The organism is Pseudodonghicola sp. (assembly GCF_048268305.1).
In the GTDB taxonomy this organism is placed as follows: domain Bacteria; phylum Pseudomonadota; class Alphaproteobacteria; order Rhodobacterales; family Rhodobacteraceae; genus Pseudodonghicola.
The window spans coordinates 1-15,131 of the sequence record NZ_JBLWVT010000022.1; the positions used below are offsets into that span (position 1 = coordinate 1).

The following is a 15,131-nucleotide window of genomic DNA, read 5'->3' on the forward strand; positions in this document are numbered from 1 at the left end:
GCATCATCGAGGGCGTCGAGGGTTCTTGGGCGTTCGGTTGTGAAGATGGCTCTGAGGGCCTCGCTCAGCCTTATCTTGGGCGCCGTGGTCAGCCGGCGGGAAATGACCGGTGGGTCGAGGCGCGGGATCCGAGGATTGAAGTAGTCTGGTACGGGCAAGCCGAGGCGCCGGGTAAGCATCTGGTGATTGCGACTTGTCCGGATGTCGCCGGTCTCGGGGCGCCGGCGGGATCCGTCAAAGCCACGCAGGGCGATGGCGACATGCACATGGTCGCAGTTGGTATCGGTATGACGGGCCGCGACCCACGGCGTGCGCAGGGCGGGCAGGCCCATCAGGTGGAGTTGCGCCATGACAATCGCATGCCATGTTTCGCGACTGGCCCGCAGTCCTAAGGGCAGCGACAATGTCATGTGCATCACTCCCGCACCATCCGCGAGGTTGTCCAAGCGGTCGCGTATGAAAACGGGATCTGCGCGGAGGATGGTGCCACCGATGAATTCCGCACCGTCGCGGAGGTCATAGTCGGGCAGGACGCCGGCCGTTTTGTGGAAGGTGTTATGCGCGCGCATCGATCAGCTTTTCTTAACCCTGCGGAGCTCCAGCGTGAGTTCTCCGAGGAGAAGCGCCAGGTGGTCGAGTTTTTGGCGGCTGACATCTTGAATGTTCAGCGTCACACCGACCTGACCGACAAGATCCGCGATCGCCTGTGTGCCGATTTCGGGTTCCAGAGCCCGTCTGCGGATGAACACGGCGCGGCTCTCCGATCCCGTGGTACGGCGCAGCGTTTCCAGCAGCGAGAACTCCTCCTGCGAGAAGCGCACCTTCACGAGCTTGTCCCGCCGGGCGGTCATGCAAGACCCCAGTCGGTGTGACCGGCGATCTGGGGGGACGTAGGGTGGGGACGTGCGCAGATGATGGCCGGATTGTCAGTCAAGGTGTTTGTTCTTTATCGCAGTTTCTCTGGCCTACAGTGTAACCGCTGCAGGATGCCACATCGCGCCCGAATGGCGGTTCGAGACCGTCTCACGTCACTATTATGTGGATAACCGTGCTGGCCTGGTGGGCCGAGTGGCTGGTGAAGCGCCCGGCATGTGCCGGCTGAGATGAACTTGGCGGAAAATCCGTACTTTCCGCCAAAGGGGCTCAGAGACCACACTGGCCATGCCTAACATGTTTATCGGATCGCAATTGTCGCTTCGGGCCGAGCAAGGAACACTTGCGCGCGAAAGGACCTAAGGAGGAGGGCCCCCGGGGCGGGCAATCACGAGCCGAAGTATCCGATATGTCGAAAATGATTTTCTGAACCTGATGTGTGACCATCCGCGCCATTCGTCATCATGTTCGGTAGGCGCGCCAGGCATTGATTTCGTCAGCGCGTCAGAACAATCGCGGCAGCTTCGCAACCACGCTGCTCATCACGGGCATCGGCGTGGCGACATCATATTGCTCGTCATGCACGTCACCGCCGCTGTGTCCGACAAGGTCACGGCGCTGCTTCTCGCTGACCTCGGGCAACTCCTTCAGGTGGGCAATGGCATAATGGCGGAACGAGTGGAAGCAGAGCTCCCTCGGGTTGCCGTCCAACTGCAGCACCAGCGCCTTCGTCCAGTTATAATAGATCTTGTCACCGAAGGACTGGCTATCATTTGCCGCGATCAATTCGGGGAAGAGGGCCGAGGCGCCTCGCTGACGCATCTCTTCAACATGTCTGAGAAAGCCCAGCTCGATCAGGTGCTCGTGAATGGGAACTAGGCGCTCCGAACTGAAGGTCTTGACCCCGCGGTGCATGTTGTCCCGGATGTGGTAGCAGGGAATGCCGTCGACGGACACGACATCACGGGGTTCCAGGCCGAGAACCTCCTCCCGCCGGGCGCCGCTGTAGCCCGCCAGAATCGGCCCCCAGTAGAGCCCGTCCGCCTTCACGATGTTGCCACGCTCATGGCGCCGCGATGTTGACCTGCAGCCCGTCCAGATCGGGTGCCGGAAGACCTGCTGCAGTTCCGGCAAGGTGAAGGCTTCGCGCTTGTCGCGGTTACGCTTTTCTTCCCGGACGCGGAGCAGGCCGAGTTCGATCGTGTCGGAAATCGGGATGCTTTCGCTCTTGGCGAACTGGAAGATGAGCTTGAACCGGTCCAGGTGACCGTTGATCGTGCGCGGCGAGAGGCCGACCTTATTCTCGGGAAGATCCTCTGCGCGTGCCAGAATCTCATCGATGGTCCTGTCCGCGTCCTTCGGGCTTTTTCCGTAGCTCGTCGGCAGTCGCTGCAGCATCGACTTGTAGAACTTGAGGTGACCCTGCGTGATACCCCGAACGTCGGTGACGCCCGTAGCCTTGACGAAGAGGTGCGCCTGCGATGAAAGCTGCTTTCTGGTGTCTTCCTTGATATGCTCGCGGTCCTTCTCGGCGTTTATACGCTCTACGAGCGCGACAATGTCCGGATCGAAACTGAACTCTGGCCTTTGGGCTGAGACTTTCGTTGGGGCAGGTGCCTCGATCAGAGTGGCTTCCTGAGGGACGGGAAGAGGCTCCAGGGGCTCGATGATCTCGGCAGGCGCTCCGTCGAGGATTTCCCGCGCAAGGGCGCGCGCTTGTTCAAGGCTCGGATCTTCCCGACCTTCAGATGCGGACCAGGCCGCGGCTTTTCCCGCCAGCAGCAGTTGCCGCAGAGAGAGAAGCGTCTCGGCCGCAGGGTTCAAGGTCTCGCCTGTAGCCGTCTGAATGCTGTCCCGCGCGGCGCGAAGCATCTTGTTGACGCCCGCCTCGGACAGCACGTCGCGCGACAGGATGCCAAGCATCGTCTCCAGCGACGCGATGTCTGTCTCACTCGAACCTTCGTTGAGTACGGTGCGTCGGTCGTGAGCGGAGAGCTCCGGCTGCAGTCCCTTGCTCGCCAGGTGAGACCAGGCGCGCGCCGTCGCCCAATCGAGACGCTGGTCTTCTTCGGATGAGCCCACCGGGTCCATCCGGCTGATCATGCGCTGGCGCTCGATGCGGTCAAGCTCGATGCGCACAACCGAGGTCAGCCAGGCCTTGGCCTGGGCGGGTGTCAGTTTTCCCGTAGAGATCGCATCAAGCATCCGGTCGCACTCGTAGTTCAATCTGCGTGCGATGATACACGCGATCGACCGGTCCGTGGTGCGCAGAGACAGCTGCCAATGTCTGGTTTTTGTGGAAAACTCAGGTACGCGCCGACGCCAGCTCCAGGTGGAGCCGCGTTGCAGGAGGTAAGGGGTGGTCGCCAAGATGCGGCCTCCAGGATTGGAGACGAACGACCCGCATTTCAGGAACTTGTGCTACAGTGCTGTGTGACACTGTACTTGCCAAATTCAGCCTATGCCTTGAATATCAAGGGCTTAGTGGGTGAATTGGCTCCGGCGGTAGGGATCGAACCTACGACCAATTGATTAACAGTCAACTGCTCTACCGCTGAGCTACGCCGGAACTTGAGGCGGTGTATAGCCATGGGGTTTGGGGGGTGCAAGAGGGGTTTTGACGGATTTTTGAAAAAATCATGTCGCCTCTCGCAGGGCCCTTGTTTTGTTGGCTCCGAGGCTCAGGCGCGGCGGGAAAACAGCGCGGCGATGCCCAGGGGGCCTTCGGTTTCGATTCGCTTTTGTCCTGTCAGATCAACGAGATGGGCAAAGACATTGCGCTCGGCCGCGGGAATCAGGGCAGGGTGCACGTCGGTATAGATGCGCCGGGTCAGATCGGCCGTGGTGGCCGGCCCGTCGGCCAGCGCCTCGAGGATCTGCGCCTCGCGGCCGAGCCGGTGTTCGATCAGCCAGTCGAGCCGTCCGGCGGGGTCGGCGATGGGGGCGCCGTGGCCGGGATGGAAGCTGGTCCAGCGACGATCGCGCAGCCGCCGGCAGGAGGCCATGAAATCGGTCAGATCGCCATCGGGGGGCGAGACCAGAGAGGTGGCCCAGCCCATCACGTGATCGGCGGTGAAGCAGACATCGCCCATCGCCAGGGCGATGTGATTGCCCAGATGCCCCGGGGTGTGGATGACCTCGAGCTGCCAGTCGTCGCCCTCGATCACCGCGCCGTGCTCCACGGTCTGATCGGGCGCAAAGCCGAGGTCGATGCCTTCGCCGCCACCGGCCAGGCCGCTGGCGGCGATCTCTGCCATCACCGCGCTGCGCCCGGCCTGGGGGCCACCGAAGGCCAGGATCGGCGCGCCGGTGCGCTCGGCCAGCGGACGGGCCAGCGGCGAATGGTCGGAATGGGAATGGGTGACGATGATATGGCTGATGCTCTGGCCCGGCTCCAGCGCCGCCAGGATCGCTTCGAGATGCGCCTCGTTCGCCGGGCCGGGGTCGATCACCGCAAGCTCGCGATGGCCGACCAGATAGGTATTGGTGCCGCGATAGGTCATCGGCGACGGGTTGGGCGCCACCAGCCGGCGCACCCCGTGCTCCAGCCTCTCGGGCTCCCCATGGATGGGGTCGAAATCGTCGGGGGGCTGCAGCATCTATTTCTCCTCGGGGCTGTACCGGCAAGAATCGGCACAGCGCTAGAATATTGTTTTGCGGGGGCATTTCAGGCTGAAAACCAGTTCCCTGCCGTCTCCCGTAGCAGTAGGCTTAGCGCATGTTCTTTCAGTGGCTCAAACATTATATGCCGCGCTCTCTCTATGCGCGGGCGGCGCTGATCCTGGTGCTGCCGGTGGTCGTGGTGCTGCTGGTGGTCTCGGTCGCCTTCATCCAGAACCATCTGCAGGGGATCATCGCGCAGATGACTCGCAGCGTGTCGCGGCAGGTGGAGTTCGTCGTCGACGAGGTCGATCAGGCGCCGGACCGCGATGCCGCGCTCAGGCGGATGGAGCCGATGCTGCCGGCGCTGCAGATGCGGCTGCGCTTTGTCGAACCCGAGCAGGTGCCGCCGGATTTCATCCGCTGGTTCGACTTTTCCGGCATGCATGTGCGCCGGCTGATGCGCACCTCGGTGCCGCAGATGCTGGCGGTGCGGTTCAACGCCGATTCCTCGGTACAGCTTTTCGTCGATACGGTGCACGGGCCCTTGGAGATCGGCTTTCACCGCAGCCTGGTGACGGTCAGCACGCCGCATCAGCTGCTGGTGACCATGGTGGCCTTTGCGCTGCTGATGACGGTGATTTCCTTCGTCTACATGCGCAATCAGCTCAGGCCGATCACCCGGCTTGCCGATGCGGCGGAGGCCTTCGGGCGCGGGCGCGCCGAGCCTTATCGGCCTGCCGGCGCGGTCGAGGTGCGGGCGGCGGGGCACGCGTTTCTGGACATGCGGGCACGGATCGAGCGGCAGATCGAACAGCGCACGCTGATGCTCTCGGGCGTGAGCCATGACCTGAGAACGCCGCTGACCCGGCTCAAGCTGGGCCTGTCGATGCTGGAGGACGAGGACGAGGCGGCGCCGCTGCTGCGCGATGTCGACGAGATGCAGCGGCTGGTCGAGACCTTTCTTGAGTTCTCGCGCGGGGCCGCCGCCGCCGAGCCGGAGCCGACCGATCCCATCGCCCTGGTGCGCGCCATCGTCGAGGATGCGGTGCGGGCGGGCAAGCAGGTCAGCCTTGGGGAGCTGGAGGGCGAGGGCGAGGTGACGCTGCGCGCGGTGGCGATCCGCCGGGCGGTGGAAAATCTGATCGACAATGCGGTGCGCTATGGCAACCGGGCGGTGGTTTCGGTGTTGATGACCGAGCGCAGCCTGCGAATTCGGGTCGAGGATGACGGGCCGGGCATTCCCGCCGATCTGCGGGCCGAGGCGATGAAACCCTTTGCCCGGCTGGATTCGGCGCGCAATCAGGACAAGGGCAGCGGTGTGGGGCTTGGGCTTGCCATCGTGACAGATGCCGCCCGCGCCCATGGCGGCACGCTGCGGCTGGGGACGAGCGCCAGGCTGGGCGGGCTCTGCGCCGATATCGTCATCGGACGCTGAGGCGTGGCATCACGGGCTTTCGTCGTTAATCGTTTTTTATTCGGACCGGCCTAGCCTTACCCCCCGATGATCGGGATGGGAGAGATCACCATGGCGGGGACAGGCAGCGGTGCGCATGATCCGGCGCGGACGGCGCCCTATCGCGCTGCGGCGACCCTGTTCCTTGTCGTCTTCGCCGCCTGTCTCTTCGGGATCTGGAGCCGACCGGTGGGATTTCTCGCCAGTCTCTGGCCGGCCAATGCGTTGGCGCTTGGCGTCATGCTGCGCTGGCCGACACTGGCGCGGCCGGCGGGTTGGTTCGCCGCGGTAATGGCCTTCTTGCTGGCCGATCTGGTGACCGGTGCCGATATGGGCAGGGCGCTGCTGCTGAATTTGGCCAACCTGATCAGCATCGGCATCGCCTATGCGATCCTGGTCCGGCTGCCCGAGGCGGCGCTGCGGCTGCGGCAACCGGCATCGCTGTTGTGGATCGTCATCGCCGCCGGTTGTGCCGGCGCGGGCGCCGGAGTGGTGGGGGCCCTGGCCAATCCGCTGCTGTTTGGCGTCGATATGTCGGACGGGTTCATCTTCTGGTGGGCGACCGAGGTGGTGAATTACATCGCCTTCCTGCCGGTGGTGCTGTCGGCGCCAAGCGTCGCGCTGCTGCGGCGGCGCTACAAGACCGGGTTCGGCATCCGCAAGACCGATCTCCTGCCGGCCGGTGCCGCGGCACTGTCCTGCGCCCTGGCCTTCGAGGTCGGCGGCCCCGGGGCGATCGCCCTGCCGGTGCTGGCGCTCTTGTGGTGCGGGCTGATCTATCCGGTGTTCATCACCACGCTGTTCACCCTGGGGTTCAGTGTGATGGCGCTGTTGTTCTTCAGCCAAAGCGCGATCAGCGACATGGGCAACCAGCTGGATCAGACCACCTTGTTTTCGGTCCGGCTGGGGGCCTCGGCGGTGGCGATCGCGCCGATCATGCTGTCGATCCTGGTGTTGCATCGCAACGAGCTGATGGCGCGGCTGCGCCGGCAGGCGACCCGGGACGCGCTGACAGGGATTCTCAATCGTGCCGCCTTCCTGGAAGACGCCCAGGTCATGTTGCGCGGCCTGAAAGTGCCCGAGGGCTGGCCCTCGGCGGCGGCGGTGCTGATGCTGGATCTCGACCAGTTCAAGGCGGTGAATGACAGCTATGGCCATGCCGCCGGAGACGAGATGCTGCGCGAGGTGGCGCGCCGGGTCAGGGCCAGCCTGCGGCCGAGCGATCTGTTCGGCCGGCTCGGGGGCGACGAATTCGCGGTGATCCTGCATGAATGCACGCCGCGCCAGGCCGATGAGGTGGCGGAGCGGATTCGCAAGGCGATCGCGGCGACGCCGGTGCAGGTGACGGCCGGCAGGGCGGTGGAAATCACCGCGAGCATCGGCATGACCCCGGTCGAAGCCGGGCATCACCCCACGCTTGACCGTTTACTGGAACGGGCCGATCAGGCGCTTTATCTCGCCAAGGAACAGGGGCGCAATCAGGTGGTGATCACCGCCGATTTGACGGCGCTGCGCAGATCTCTGGGCGGCGACCTCGGCGCGGGGGTCTCGGTCGCCGGCTGAGCGGGGGGAAAGGGGCTATTTCTGGATCGCCCGGACTGCACCCACCAGAATGCAGGCGCCGACCACCCCGGCGATCAGAAAGCCGAGCCATCCGCCGAAGGAAATTCCGAGGATGCTGAACAGAAAACTCGCCACCGCGGCACCGATGATTCCCAGAACGATGTTCATCAGAATGCCGGTATTGGTCTTCATCACCGCCGAGGTGATCCAACCGGCGATGCCGCCGATTATGATCGCGGCCAGCCAGCCAATGCCCATGTCGTTCATGCGTGCCTCCTTCTGCGAGCGGTTTCCCGATCTGGTCTCAGAAAGGAGTGTCGCGCAAGTCCTGAGTTTTTGCAAACCCGCCGGCAGGTCTTTGCCTGCGGGCGGGGCGCGGATCAGCCATTCGGCAGGATGAAGCCCTTGACCGGGTAGACGCTGCCAAAGGTGCCGGGGATGCTTTCGACCCGGACGCGCGACCAGTCGTTCTTCTTCGACACGTCGATCACCGCCATGCCCAGGGAAATCTTGTTGCGATGCCAATTGGCATGATCGACCAGAACTTTGCGCTCCGATACCACTTCCGACACCACGGCGACATGGCCCTGCGGCATCGAGGAGGTGGCGTCGAAGGCCATCACCGAGCCGATCGCCGGCTTGTTGCTGACCTTGAAATTGCCCTGCGCCTGATGCCACCAGGTGCGCGCATTACCATAGAGATCGACGCCGGACAGGTTGCGGGCGAAGGGCACGCACCAGACCCGGCTGCCGCTGCTCTGCACCGCCTTGGCCTCTTGCATCGAGAACGCCAGGCGATCGGGAGAGTTCCCGGATGCGCTGGAGCCCGGCGCCTGTGCGCAGGCGGCGAGGGCAAGAAGACAAAGCAGCATCGAGCCGCGCGACAGAGGTTTAAAGCCGTTGAAGATCACGAATTGTCCCTAGTTTCCTGCCTGTCCGGCTGGTTCCGGATTGATTGCGCGGACATTCGGGAAAATCGGCGGGCTTGCCAACCCCCCGAGATCGGGACTGGCGAGATCTTGCCAGCCGTCCTTTGATCATCCCTGCTCGGGCGGCGTGGCCGTTCAATGGACGCCGAAAATATGGGCTCGGAGGTGAAATTCCGGCTGTCCGGCAGGCAGATGACGGCACGCGGGCCAGATTCGATGGTGGGCAAGATCGCCTATCCGGCGCGCAGCCCGTCGATGAAAAGCTCGAAATGACGTTTGGCCAGTACCGCGGCCAGCGCCGAGGAAGCATCGCGCGGGGCGATCAGCGACAGCACCCGTTCGGGCAGGCCGGCGCCGCGCAGGGGCAGGGCGACCAGCCCGGCGCCAGGACCCTGAAATGCCGCAGGGCAGACGGCGATCAGCCCGTGCCCGCAGCCCTCGCGCACCATCTGGCGCAGCAGTTCCAGGTTGTTCGAGGTCAGCGCCGGAGCAATGCGCACACCGGCGCGGGCAGCGGCGATGTCGAGAATGTCGCGCAGGTGGCTGGCGGCGTCGGGCATCACCGTCGGGCGCTGGAAGAATCGGTCGAGCGAAACGCTTTTGCGATTCGATCCATCATCGGGCAGCAGCGCCAGCACCTGGAACGGCAGGTCGCGCAGCACCGTGACCCCGGGCAGCGGGCGAGGGCTGAAAGTCAGCCCGACGTCGGCCTCGCCATCGATGATCATCTGGCGCACCTGGTCGGATTCGACCACCTGCACCGAATTGGTGATCTTCGGATTTTCCTTCAAAAAGCCGCTCAGCGCCTGGGGCAGAAAGCTCAGCACCGCCTCCTGCGGTGCGGCGATCCGCACTTCGCCCCGGCGCAGGCCCTTTAGTTCCTCGATCTCGGTGCCGACGGTGCGGATGTCCCTTTGCCAGTTGCGCAGCCGGTACATCAGCAATTCCCCGGCCGAGGTCAGTCGCACGCCCCTTGGGTGACGCTCGAACAGGGAAACCCCCAGTTCCTCCTCGGCGCGCAGCAGTTGCTTGTCGATGGCCGAGGCGGAGACATTCAGCTTTTCCGCCGCGCGGCGGATCGACCCGAGCCGGGCGATCTCATCCATGTAGTTGACAAATCGAGAGAAAAATATGCGCTGCATGGCAATGCCCAGTGCGGGAGGAAGAGCGCCGGCAGTTTCTCAGAGTGTTGAGAAAAATTCAACGCTGTGTTGGAATCTTGGCGTTTGTAACAGGGCGATGAATGAGAGAGGGTCGCGCCGAACTGTCTCCAGCCCAGCAAAGGAGCCTTCGTGCTGCCGATCGCACCCGAACAATATGAGGTCGATATCGCCGGCCAGCCGGTGTCCTTGCCGATGCTCCAGCTCGACGATCAGCGCGCCATCGCGCTGCTGATGGATATCGAAATGGGGCTGGCCTTCGGGGATCGTGTCGGGCGCGCCCTGGCCGCGGCCTTCGCGCCGCTGAACCCCGAGGTCGTCGTCGGCAGCGCCACCCTGGGCATTCCGGTGGCGATGGAGGTGTCGCGGCATCTGGGGCTGGACAAATACGTGATCTTGCAGAAATCGCCCAAGTTCCACCTGGTCGACGCGCTGGTCGAACCGGTGCGATCGGTCACCTCCAGCGCGCCGCAGCGCTTGCTGCTGGACCGGCGCCAGGTGCCGCTGTTGCAGGGGCGCCGGGTGGTGGTGGTCGATGACGTGATCGCCACCGGCGCCAGCATGGCCGCCAGCATGCGGCTGGTACGTCGGGCCGGGGCCAGCATTCTGGCCGCCGGCACCATCCTGACCGAGGGCACCGCCTGGCGCGAGGCCCTGGGCGAGGATGCCGCCCTGGTCCTTCGGCTGGGCCGCATTCCGCAATTCCGCGTCGTCGATGGCGAGGCGCGGATCGACCCGGCGAGCCTTGAGCCGGGGATGCTGGACCGGCTCGAACCCGTGCCGGGCTGACATTTCCACCGCGCGCCCCGGCGGGGGGAGGAGGCCGGCGCGCGCAGAATGTACTCACCCTCCGAAGGGCATGGGCCTTCGGAGTTCACCGACCGGGGGCCGGGGCCTTCGGTTCCAACAACAGGGACATCGACACCATGCAGACCACCACTCTTCCCAAGGACAGCGGGTCCAGCCTGTTTCCGCTCGTGCTTTCCATCGTTGCCGCCGCCGCCACCGGGGTGCTCTGGGCCTATGCCAACCCGATCCAGCTGGTGCCCGGCGTGATCCAGTGGCGCATCTTCGCCTTCCTGCCGCCGCTCGTCGGCATCCTGCTCGGCTGGAAAAGCGGATTTATCTGCGGCTATCTCGGCACCATCGTCTGGTCGCTCTTGGCCGGTACCTTCATCCCGGCGCATTCGCTGCTGATCGACGGCATCATGGTCGGGCTCACCGGGCTGGTGCCGGGGGTGATGTTTAACCCCGCCAAGACCAGTTTCGACAAGGGCGCGTTGCTGCGGATCGCGCTGGTCTGTCTGGTTGTCGGTCTGGCGATGGTCGCCGCAGTCTCGGCCAGCCTGGCCTTCCTCGGCATCTTCCCGTTCTGGTGGGCGGTCGGCTATCTGGGCCTGTCGGACATCGTGCCGATGCTGATCGGCACGCCGCTGCTGGTGGTTCCGGCGCAGAAGATTCTCTCGGCCGCGCATCCCGCGGGCTTCAAGCGCTTCTGATCCTCGTGGCACTTCTGACGGTACAAGACCTGACGCTGGGGTTCGGCACCGCCGAACCCCTGTTGTCCGGGGTCAGCTTCGATCTCGCCGCCGATCAGCGCCTGCTGGTCGGCGGTGCCACCGGTTCCGGCAAGTCCACTTTGATGATGGCGCTTGCCGGGGTCATTCCACGCATCACGCCCAACCCGGGCTATGGCGGGCAGGTTGCCCTCGATGGGCGCCCGCTTTTCGAAATGCCGGGCGACGAATTGTTCGCCCGCGTGGGCTTCGTCGCCCAGACGGTCGAGGATCAGCTCTGGGATCTCTCGGTCGAGGATATCATCGCCTTCCCGCTGGAAAACCGTGGCCAGCCGCGGGGCGTGATCCGCGACCGGCTGCGCGCGCTGCTGGAGCATCTGGAGCTGACCGAGCTTTCCGGCCGCCGGGTGCTGACCCTGTCGGGCGGCGAACGGCGGATGGTCGTGCTGGCCGCCGCCCTGGCCTCGCGGCCCGAACTGCTGGTGCTGGACGAACCGACCACCGGGCTTGATCCGGCGGCGCGCGGGCGCCTCTGCCGCGCTCTGGCGCAGGCGGCCGAGGATGTCTCGGGCGTGATCGTCGCCGAACAGGATCCGGTGCATCTGGCGCCGGTGACCGAAAGCCTTGCGCTGATCGCGGGCGGCACGCTTTCCGCTCTGCGCCCCTTGGCCCCGGCGCTGGACGATGCCGCGCTCTGGCAGGCCGCGGGTCTGTTGGCGCCGCGCCGTCCCGCCGCCGCCCGGCCGCAACCCGAGCTTGGGCGAGACTTGCTCTTTGTCACCGGCCTGCGCACCAGGCTTGCCCGCGCCTCGGGTCGTCCCGTGCTCGACGGGCTGAACCTGTCGCTCAAGGGCGGGGAGGTGCTGGGGCTGATCGGCCGCAACGGCGCCGGCAAGACCACGCTGATGAAGTCGCTGCTGGGTCTCAACCCCATCGCCGGGGGGGAGATCGTGCTCGACGGTCAGCGGGCCGAGGGCTGGACCACCGCCCGCCGGGCGCGCGTCATCGCCTATGTGCCGCAAAGCATGCGCCAGATCCTCTTTCACATGACCGCGGCCGAGGAGGTCGCCTTTGCGCTCTCCATGGGGCAGGGTCAGGGTGATCCGGCGGCGATCCTCGCCCGCTATGGGCTCGAGGGGCAGGGGGAGACCAACCCCTTCGCGCTCTCCGCCCGGCAGCAGGGGCAATTGGGTCTCGCCTGCGCCGAGGCCAGCGGCGCCGCCATCGCCATCGTCGACGAACCGCTGCTGGCCCGCGATCTGGAGGGGCGCGCGCTGCTTGAGACCTTCCTGAGCCGGATGACCGGCGCCGGGCGCGCGGTGATGCTGATCTCGCATGATCTTGAGCTGGTCGACGATGTCGCCACCCGGCTCGCCATCGTCGGTGACGGCCATATTCCCTTCGACGGTCCGCTTGCCGAGGGCTGGCGCAGCGCCGCCTTCGCCGCCCTCGGCTGGGCTGCCCCCTATGCCCCCGACCGGGAGAGCGCTGCATGAGCCGCCTGCATGATCTGAATTTCTTCGTGAAGCTTTTCGCCGCCTTCGTGCTGATGCTGCTGGCCTGGCTGGCGCCCGACTGGCGCTGGGGGCTGCCCTTTGCCGCGCTCTGCCTCTTGGGCCTCTGGCTGACGCGGGTGCCGAAGCTGGGCGGCTATCTCAAGGGCGCGGCGCTCTTGACGCTGATGGTGATGGCGAGCTGGATGCTGAACCTGCTGATCCAGGGCGAGGCGCCGCTTGCCGCGCTGGCGATCGCCGCCAAGATGGCGGCGCGGCTGGTGGCGACCACGGCGCTGTTCTATTTCGTGATGGAGACCTCCAGCCCCGGCGCGATCCTGGCGGCCTGTTCGGCGGCGCGGCTGCCGCCGGTGGCGACGCTGGTGCTGTCGCTGCTCTTCGGCATCATCCCGATGCTGCGCGACGAATTCGAACGTATCGCCGACGCCCAACGCGCCCGCGGCATGGAGATCGACGATGTGGGCCTGTTGCGCAAGCTGCGCTTTGCCCTGGCGCGCGGCGTGCCGCTCTTGGTGCAGGCGATCCGCACCGCCCATGCGATCTCGTTCTCGCTGACCCTTTATGGCTTCGATCTGTCCCGCAAGCGCAGCACCTGGCGCGAGGTGGGGCTGATGGTCGAGCCGCGAATGACCTGGAAGGATAGCACCCGATGAAAGACCAATTCCCGCGGCAGAGCTGGACCGTGGATGTCGAGGGCTTCGCGCTCGATCTGCCGATCGTGCCGATCACCCCAGAATTCGCCATCTCGCTGATGATGGTGATCGACCTGGGCGTGAAGTTCGGCGAACATGTCGGCCAATGCCTGGCCCGCAAGATCGCGCCCCTGCGGCCCGATATCATCGTCGGCCCGGCGACCCTGGGCATTCCGGTGGCGATCGAGGTGACCCGGGCGCTTGGCCTCGATCACTATGTGGTGTTGCAGAAATCGCCCAAGCTGCATCTGGCCGACGCGCTGGAGCAGAAGCTGACCTCGATCACCTCGAAGGGGGAGCAGCGCATCCTGCTCGACCGCGCCGCGATCCCGCTGATCGAAGGTAAGCGCGTGGTGGTGGTCGACGATGTGGTGGCCTCGGGCTCCAGCCTGAAGGGGGCGCTCGATCTGGTGCGCCGCGCCGGCGGGGATGTGGTTGGTGCGGGCGTCATCCTGACCGAGGCGCAGGACTGGCGCGCGGCCCTGGGCGCTGACGCCGACCATCTGGTGTCGTTGGCCCATATCCCGCAATTCGCACCGGGTGCCGACGGGCTCTGGCAACCGATCCCGGGCACCTGACCCATCGCGGGCCGGCGCCGTCCCCTGGCGCCGGCCCGCGATGCCGGTTTCTGCCGCGCCCGGTCCGAAAGATGGTGGCTCCGCTCACCGCTTGCGTCACTTCGGTGTTTTTCATCCCGCTCCAGGGGCTATGGTCGGCGCCGACGATCCGGTGAAGAATCCGGACACTGCGCGCGCCCGATCCGGGCGATCACAAGAGGGAGAGCCGCGATGTGTGACACGATGATCGCCATGGGGTCGATCACCGCCTCGGGCCGGGTGCTGCTGGCCAAGAACTCCGACCGGGAGCCGAACGAGGCGCAGTATCTGACCCGGACCCCGGCGGCGGATCACGCCCCCGGCAACCGGGTGAGGATGACCTATGTCGACATCCCGCAGGTGCCCCATACCTATGCTCACGTCGGTTCGCGCCCCTGGTGGATGTGGGGCTTTGAACACGGGGTGAACGAACATGGGCTCGCCATCGGCAACGAGGCCGAATGGTCGCGGTTGCCGGCCGGGCGGGAGCCTGGGCTTCTGGGCATGGACCTGCTGCGGCTGACGTTGGAGCGGGCGCGCGATGCCGACGAGGGGCTCGAGGTGCTGATCGCGCTGATCGAGACCCATGGCCAGTCCGGTCCCGCCGCGCTGGGGCGCGAGATGTTCTATCACAACGCCTTCATCCTGGCGGATCCGCACCGGGCCTGGGTGCTTGAGACCGCCGGCCGCCATTGGGTGGCCCGGCGGGTGCGGGACTGGGCCGCGATCTCGAACGTTTATTCGATCGGCACCGACTACGACCGGATTTCCGATCAGGCCGAGGCCTTTGCCGAGGCGCAGGGCTGGCATCAACCGGGGGCGCCCTTTGACTGGGCCGCCGCCTATACCGATCCCGATCTTCCCTTCCTGCCGAACTGCCGCGCTCGGCTGGCGATGTCGCGGGCGGGCATGGGGGTGATCGCCGGGCAGGGCAGCCCGGTGACGCTGGAAGAGATGTTCGCGCGGCTCAGGGATCACGGCGATGTCAAGGCGGATTGGCGCCCGGGCGCGGACGGCGGCGCCATGGTCTGCATGCATGCGACCTCGGCCCATGACAGCGGCGAGACGGTGGCGAGCATGGTGGCCGAACTGGCGCCGGATCGGCCGGCCTGCATCTGGTCCAGCCTCGCCTCGCCCTGCCTGTCGTCCTTCGTGCCGGTCTGGATCGACGGCCATATGCCTTTGCATTGGACCCAACCCTGCGAAGGCGGCGGCGATGCCTGGTGGCAGA

The 15,131-nt window shown here is 65.6% G+C and carries 15 protein-coding genes and 1 tRNA gene; 8 read left to right on the forward strand and 8 right to left on the reverse strand.

Going from position 1 to position 15,131, the window contains the following annotated elements:
- From ACN0V4_RS20945 to ACN0V4_RS20965, 5 genes are all read right to left on the reverse strand, one after another.
- The coding region (locus ACN0V4_RS20945; protein WP_417679770.1) for a relaxase/mobilization nuclease domain-containing protein at positions 1–569 on the reverse strand (569 nt) is incomplete at its 3' end.
- A 3-nt stretch (positions 570–572) separates the two neighbouring features.
- A complete protein-coding gene (locus ACN0V4_RS20950) occupies positions 573–851 on the reverse strand; it encodes a hypothetical protein (RefSeq protein WP_417679772.1) in 279 nt (92 codons plus the stop codon).
- A gap of 526 nt (positions 852–1,377) precedes the next feature.
- A complete protein-coding gene (locus ACN0V4_RS20955; protein WP_417679774.1) occupies positions 1,378–3,243 on the reverse strand; it encodes a DUF6538 domain-containing protein in 1,866 nt (621 codons plus the stop codon).
- A gap of 124 nt (positions 3,244–3,367) precedes the next feature.
- A tRNA-Asn gene (locus ACN0V4_RS20960) sits at positions 3,368–3,442 on the reverse strand.
- A 112-nt stretch (positions 3,443–3,554) separates the two neighbouring features.
- Entirely contained in the window at positions 3,555–4,469 is a 915-nt protein-coding gene (locus tag ACN0V4_RS20965) for an MBL fold metallo-hydrolase (protein ID WP_417679798.1), read from the reverse strand.
- Positions 4,470–4,591: 122 nt separating this feature from the next.
- On the opposite strand from ACN0V4_RS20965, the gene ACN0V4_RS20970 reads away from it, so the two are divergent.
- Together ACN0V4_RS20970 and ACN0V4_RS20975 are read left to right on the forward strand one after the other, a co-directional pair.
- On the forward strand, positions 4,592–5,911 hold the full coding sequence (locus ACN0V4_RS20970; protein ID WP_417679776.1) for an ATP-binding protein: 1,320 nt from the start codon (positions 4,592–4,594) through the stop codon (positions 5,909–5,911).
- A gap of 75 nt (positions 5,912–5,986) precedes the next feature.
- On the forward strand, positions 5,987–7,492 hold the full coding sequence (locus ACN0V4_RS20975) for a diguanylate cyclase (protein ID WP_417679778.1): 1,506 nt from the start codon (positions 5,987–5,989) through the stop codon (positions 7,490–7,492).
- Positions 7,493–7,507: 15 nt separating this feature from the next.
- On the opposite strand, the gene ACN0V4_RS20980 is transcribed toward ACN0V4_RS20975, so the two are convergent.
- The 3 genes from ACN0V4_RS20980 to ACN0V4_RS20990 all read right to left on the reverse strand — a co-directional run bounded on the left by ACN0V4_RS20980 (position 7,508) and on the right by ACN0V4_RS20990 (position 9,563).
- Positions 7,508–7,759, reverse strand: coding sequence for a GlsB/YeaQ/YmgE family stress response membrane protein (locus ACN0V4_RS20980; protein ID WP_417679780.1), 252 nt, complete (start codon positions 7,757–7,759; stop codon positions 7,508–7,510).
- A gap of 113 nt (positions 7,760–7,872) precedes the next feature.
- Positions 7,873–8,274 carry a CHAP domain-containing protein gene (locus ACN0V4_RS20985; protein WP_417679782.1) on the reverse strand — a complete coding sequence of 134 codons (402 nt, stop codon included), beginning with the start codon at positions 8,272–8,274 and terminating at the stop codon, positions 7,873–7,875.
- 380 nt (positions 8,275–8,654) lie between these two features.
- Complete coding sequence (locus ACN0V4_RS20990; RefSeq protein ID WP_417679784.1) at positions 8,655–9,563, reverse strand: LysR family transcriptional regulator; 909 nt, start codon at positions 9,561–9,563, stop codon at positions 8,655–8,657.
- A 150-nt stretch (positions 9,564–9,713) separates the two neighbouring features.
- Between ACN0V4_RS20990 and ACN0V4_RS20995 the strand changes: the two genes are divergently transcribed.
- From ACN0V4_RS20995 to ACN0V4_RS21020, 6 genes are all read left to right on the forward strand, one after another.
- The gene (locus ACN0V4_RS20995; protein ID WP_417679786.1) at positions 9,714–10,370 is read left to right on the forward strand and encodes a phosphoribosyltransferase family protein; all 657 of its coding nucleotides are present in this window, start codon (positions 9,714–9,716) and stop codon (positions 10,368–10,370) included.
- Between the two features lie 137 nt (positions 10,371–10,507).
- Positions 10,508–11,080, forward strand: coding sequence for an aminotriazole resistance protein (locus ACN0V4_RS21000; protein WP_417679788.1), 573 nt, complete (start codon positions 10,508–10,510; stop codon positions 11,078–11,080).
- Between the two features lie 5 nt (positions 11,081–11,085).
- Complete coding sequence (locus tag ACN0V4_RS21005) at positions 11,086–12,594, forward strand: ABC transporter ATP-binding protein (protein WP_417679790.1); 1,509 nt, start codon at positions 11,086–11,088, stop codon at positions 12,592–12,594.
- Entirely contained in the window at positions 12,591–13,265 is a 675-nt protein-coding gene (locus ACN0V4_RS21010) for an energy-coupling factor transporter transmembrane component T family protein (protein ID WP_417679792.1), read from the forward strand. The genes ACN0V4_RS21005 and ACN0V4_RS21010 overlap by 4 nt, the downstream gene beginning before the upstream one ends.
- Positions 13,262–13,882: a phosphoribosyltransferase family protein gene (locus tag ACN0V4_RS21015; protein WP_417679794.1), complete on the forward strand. Its 621-nt coding sequence runs from the start codon at positions 13,262–13,264 to the stop codon at positions 13,880–13,882. The genes ACN0V4_RS21010 and ACN0V4_RS21015 overlap by 4 nt, the downstream gene beginning before the upstream one ends.
- A gap of 210 nt (positions 13,883–14,092) precedes the next feature.
- The coding region (locus ACN0V4_RS21020; protein ID WP_417679796.1) for a C69 family dipeptidase at positions 14,093–15,131 on the forward strand (1,039 nt) is incomplete at its 3' end.

What these genes read in the sequence shown, in the direction of transcription:
- ACN0V4_RS20970 (WP_417679776.1), top strand. Translation starts at nt 4,592, where the DNA reads ATGTTCTTTCAGTGGCTCAAACATTATATGCCGCGCTCTCTCTATGCG.
- ACN0V4_RS20950 (WP_417679772.1), bottom strand. Translation starts at nt 851, where the DNA reads ATGACCGCCCGGCGGGACAAGCTCGTGAAGGTGCGCTTCTCGCAGGAG.
- ACN0V4_RS20990 (WP_417679784.1), bottom strand. Translation starts at nt 9,563, where the DNA reads ATGCAGCGCATATTTTTCTCTCGATTTGTCAACTACATGGATGAGATC.
- ACN0V4_RS21015 (WP_417679794.1), top strand. Translation starts at nt 13,262, where the DNA reads ATGAAAGACCAATTCCCGCGGCAGAGCTGGACCGTGGATGTCGAGGGC.
- ACN0V4_RS21010 (WP_417679792.1), top strand. Translation starts at nt 12,591, where the DNA reads ATGAGCCGCCTGCATGATCTGAATTTCTTCGTGAAGCTTTTCGCCGCC.
- ACN0V4_RS21000 (WP_417679788.1), top strand. Translation starts at nt 10,508, where the DNA reads ATGCAGACCACCACTCTTCCCAAGGACAGCGGGTCCAGCCTGTTTCCG.
- ACN0V4_RS20975 (WP_417679778.1), top strand. Translation starts at nt 5,987, where the DNA reads ATGGGAGAGATCACCATGGCGGGGACAGGCAGCGGTGCGCATGATCCG.
- ACN0V4_RS20985 (WP_417679782.1), bottom strand. Translation starts at nt 8,274, where the DNA reads ATGCAAGAGGCCAAGGCGGTGCAGAGCAGCGGCAGCCGGGTCTGGTGC.
- ACN0V4_RS20980 (WP_417679780.1), bottom strand. Translation starts at nt 7,759, where the DNA reads ATGAACGACATGGGCATTGGCTGGCTGGCCGCGATCATAATCGGCGGC.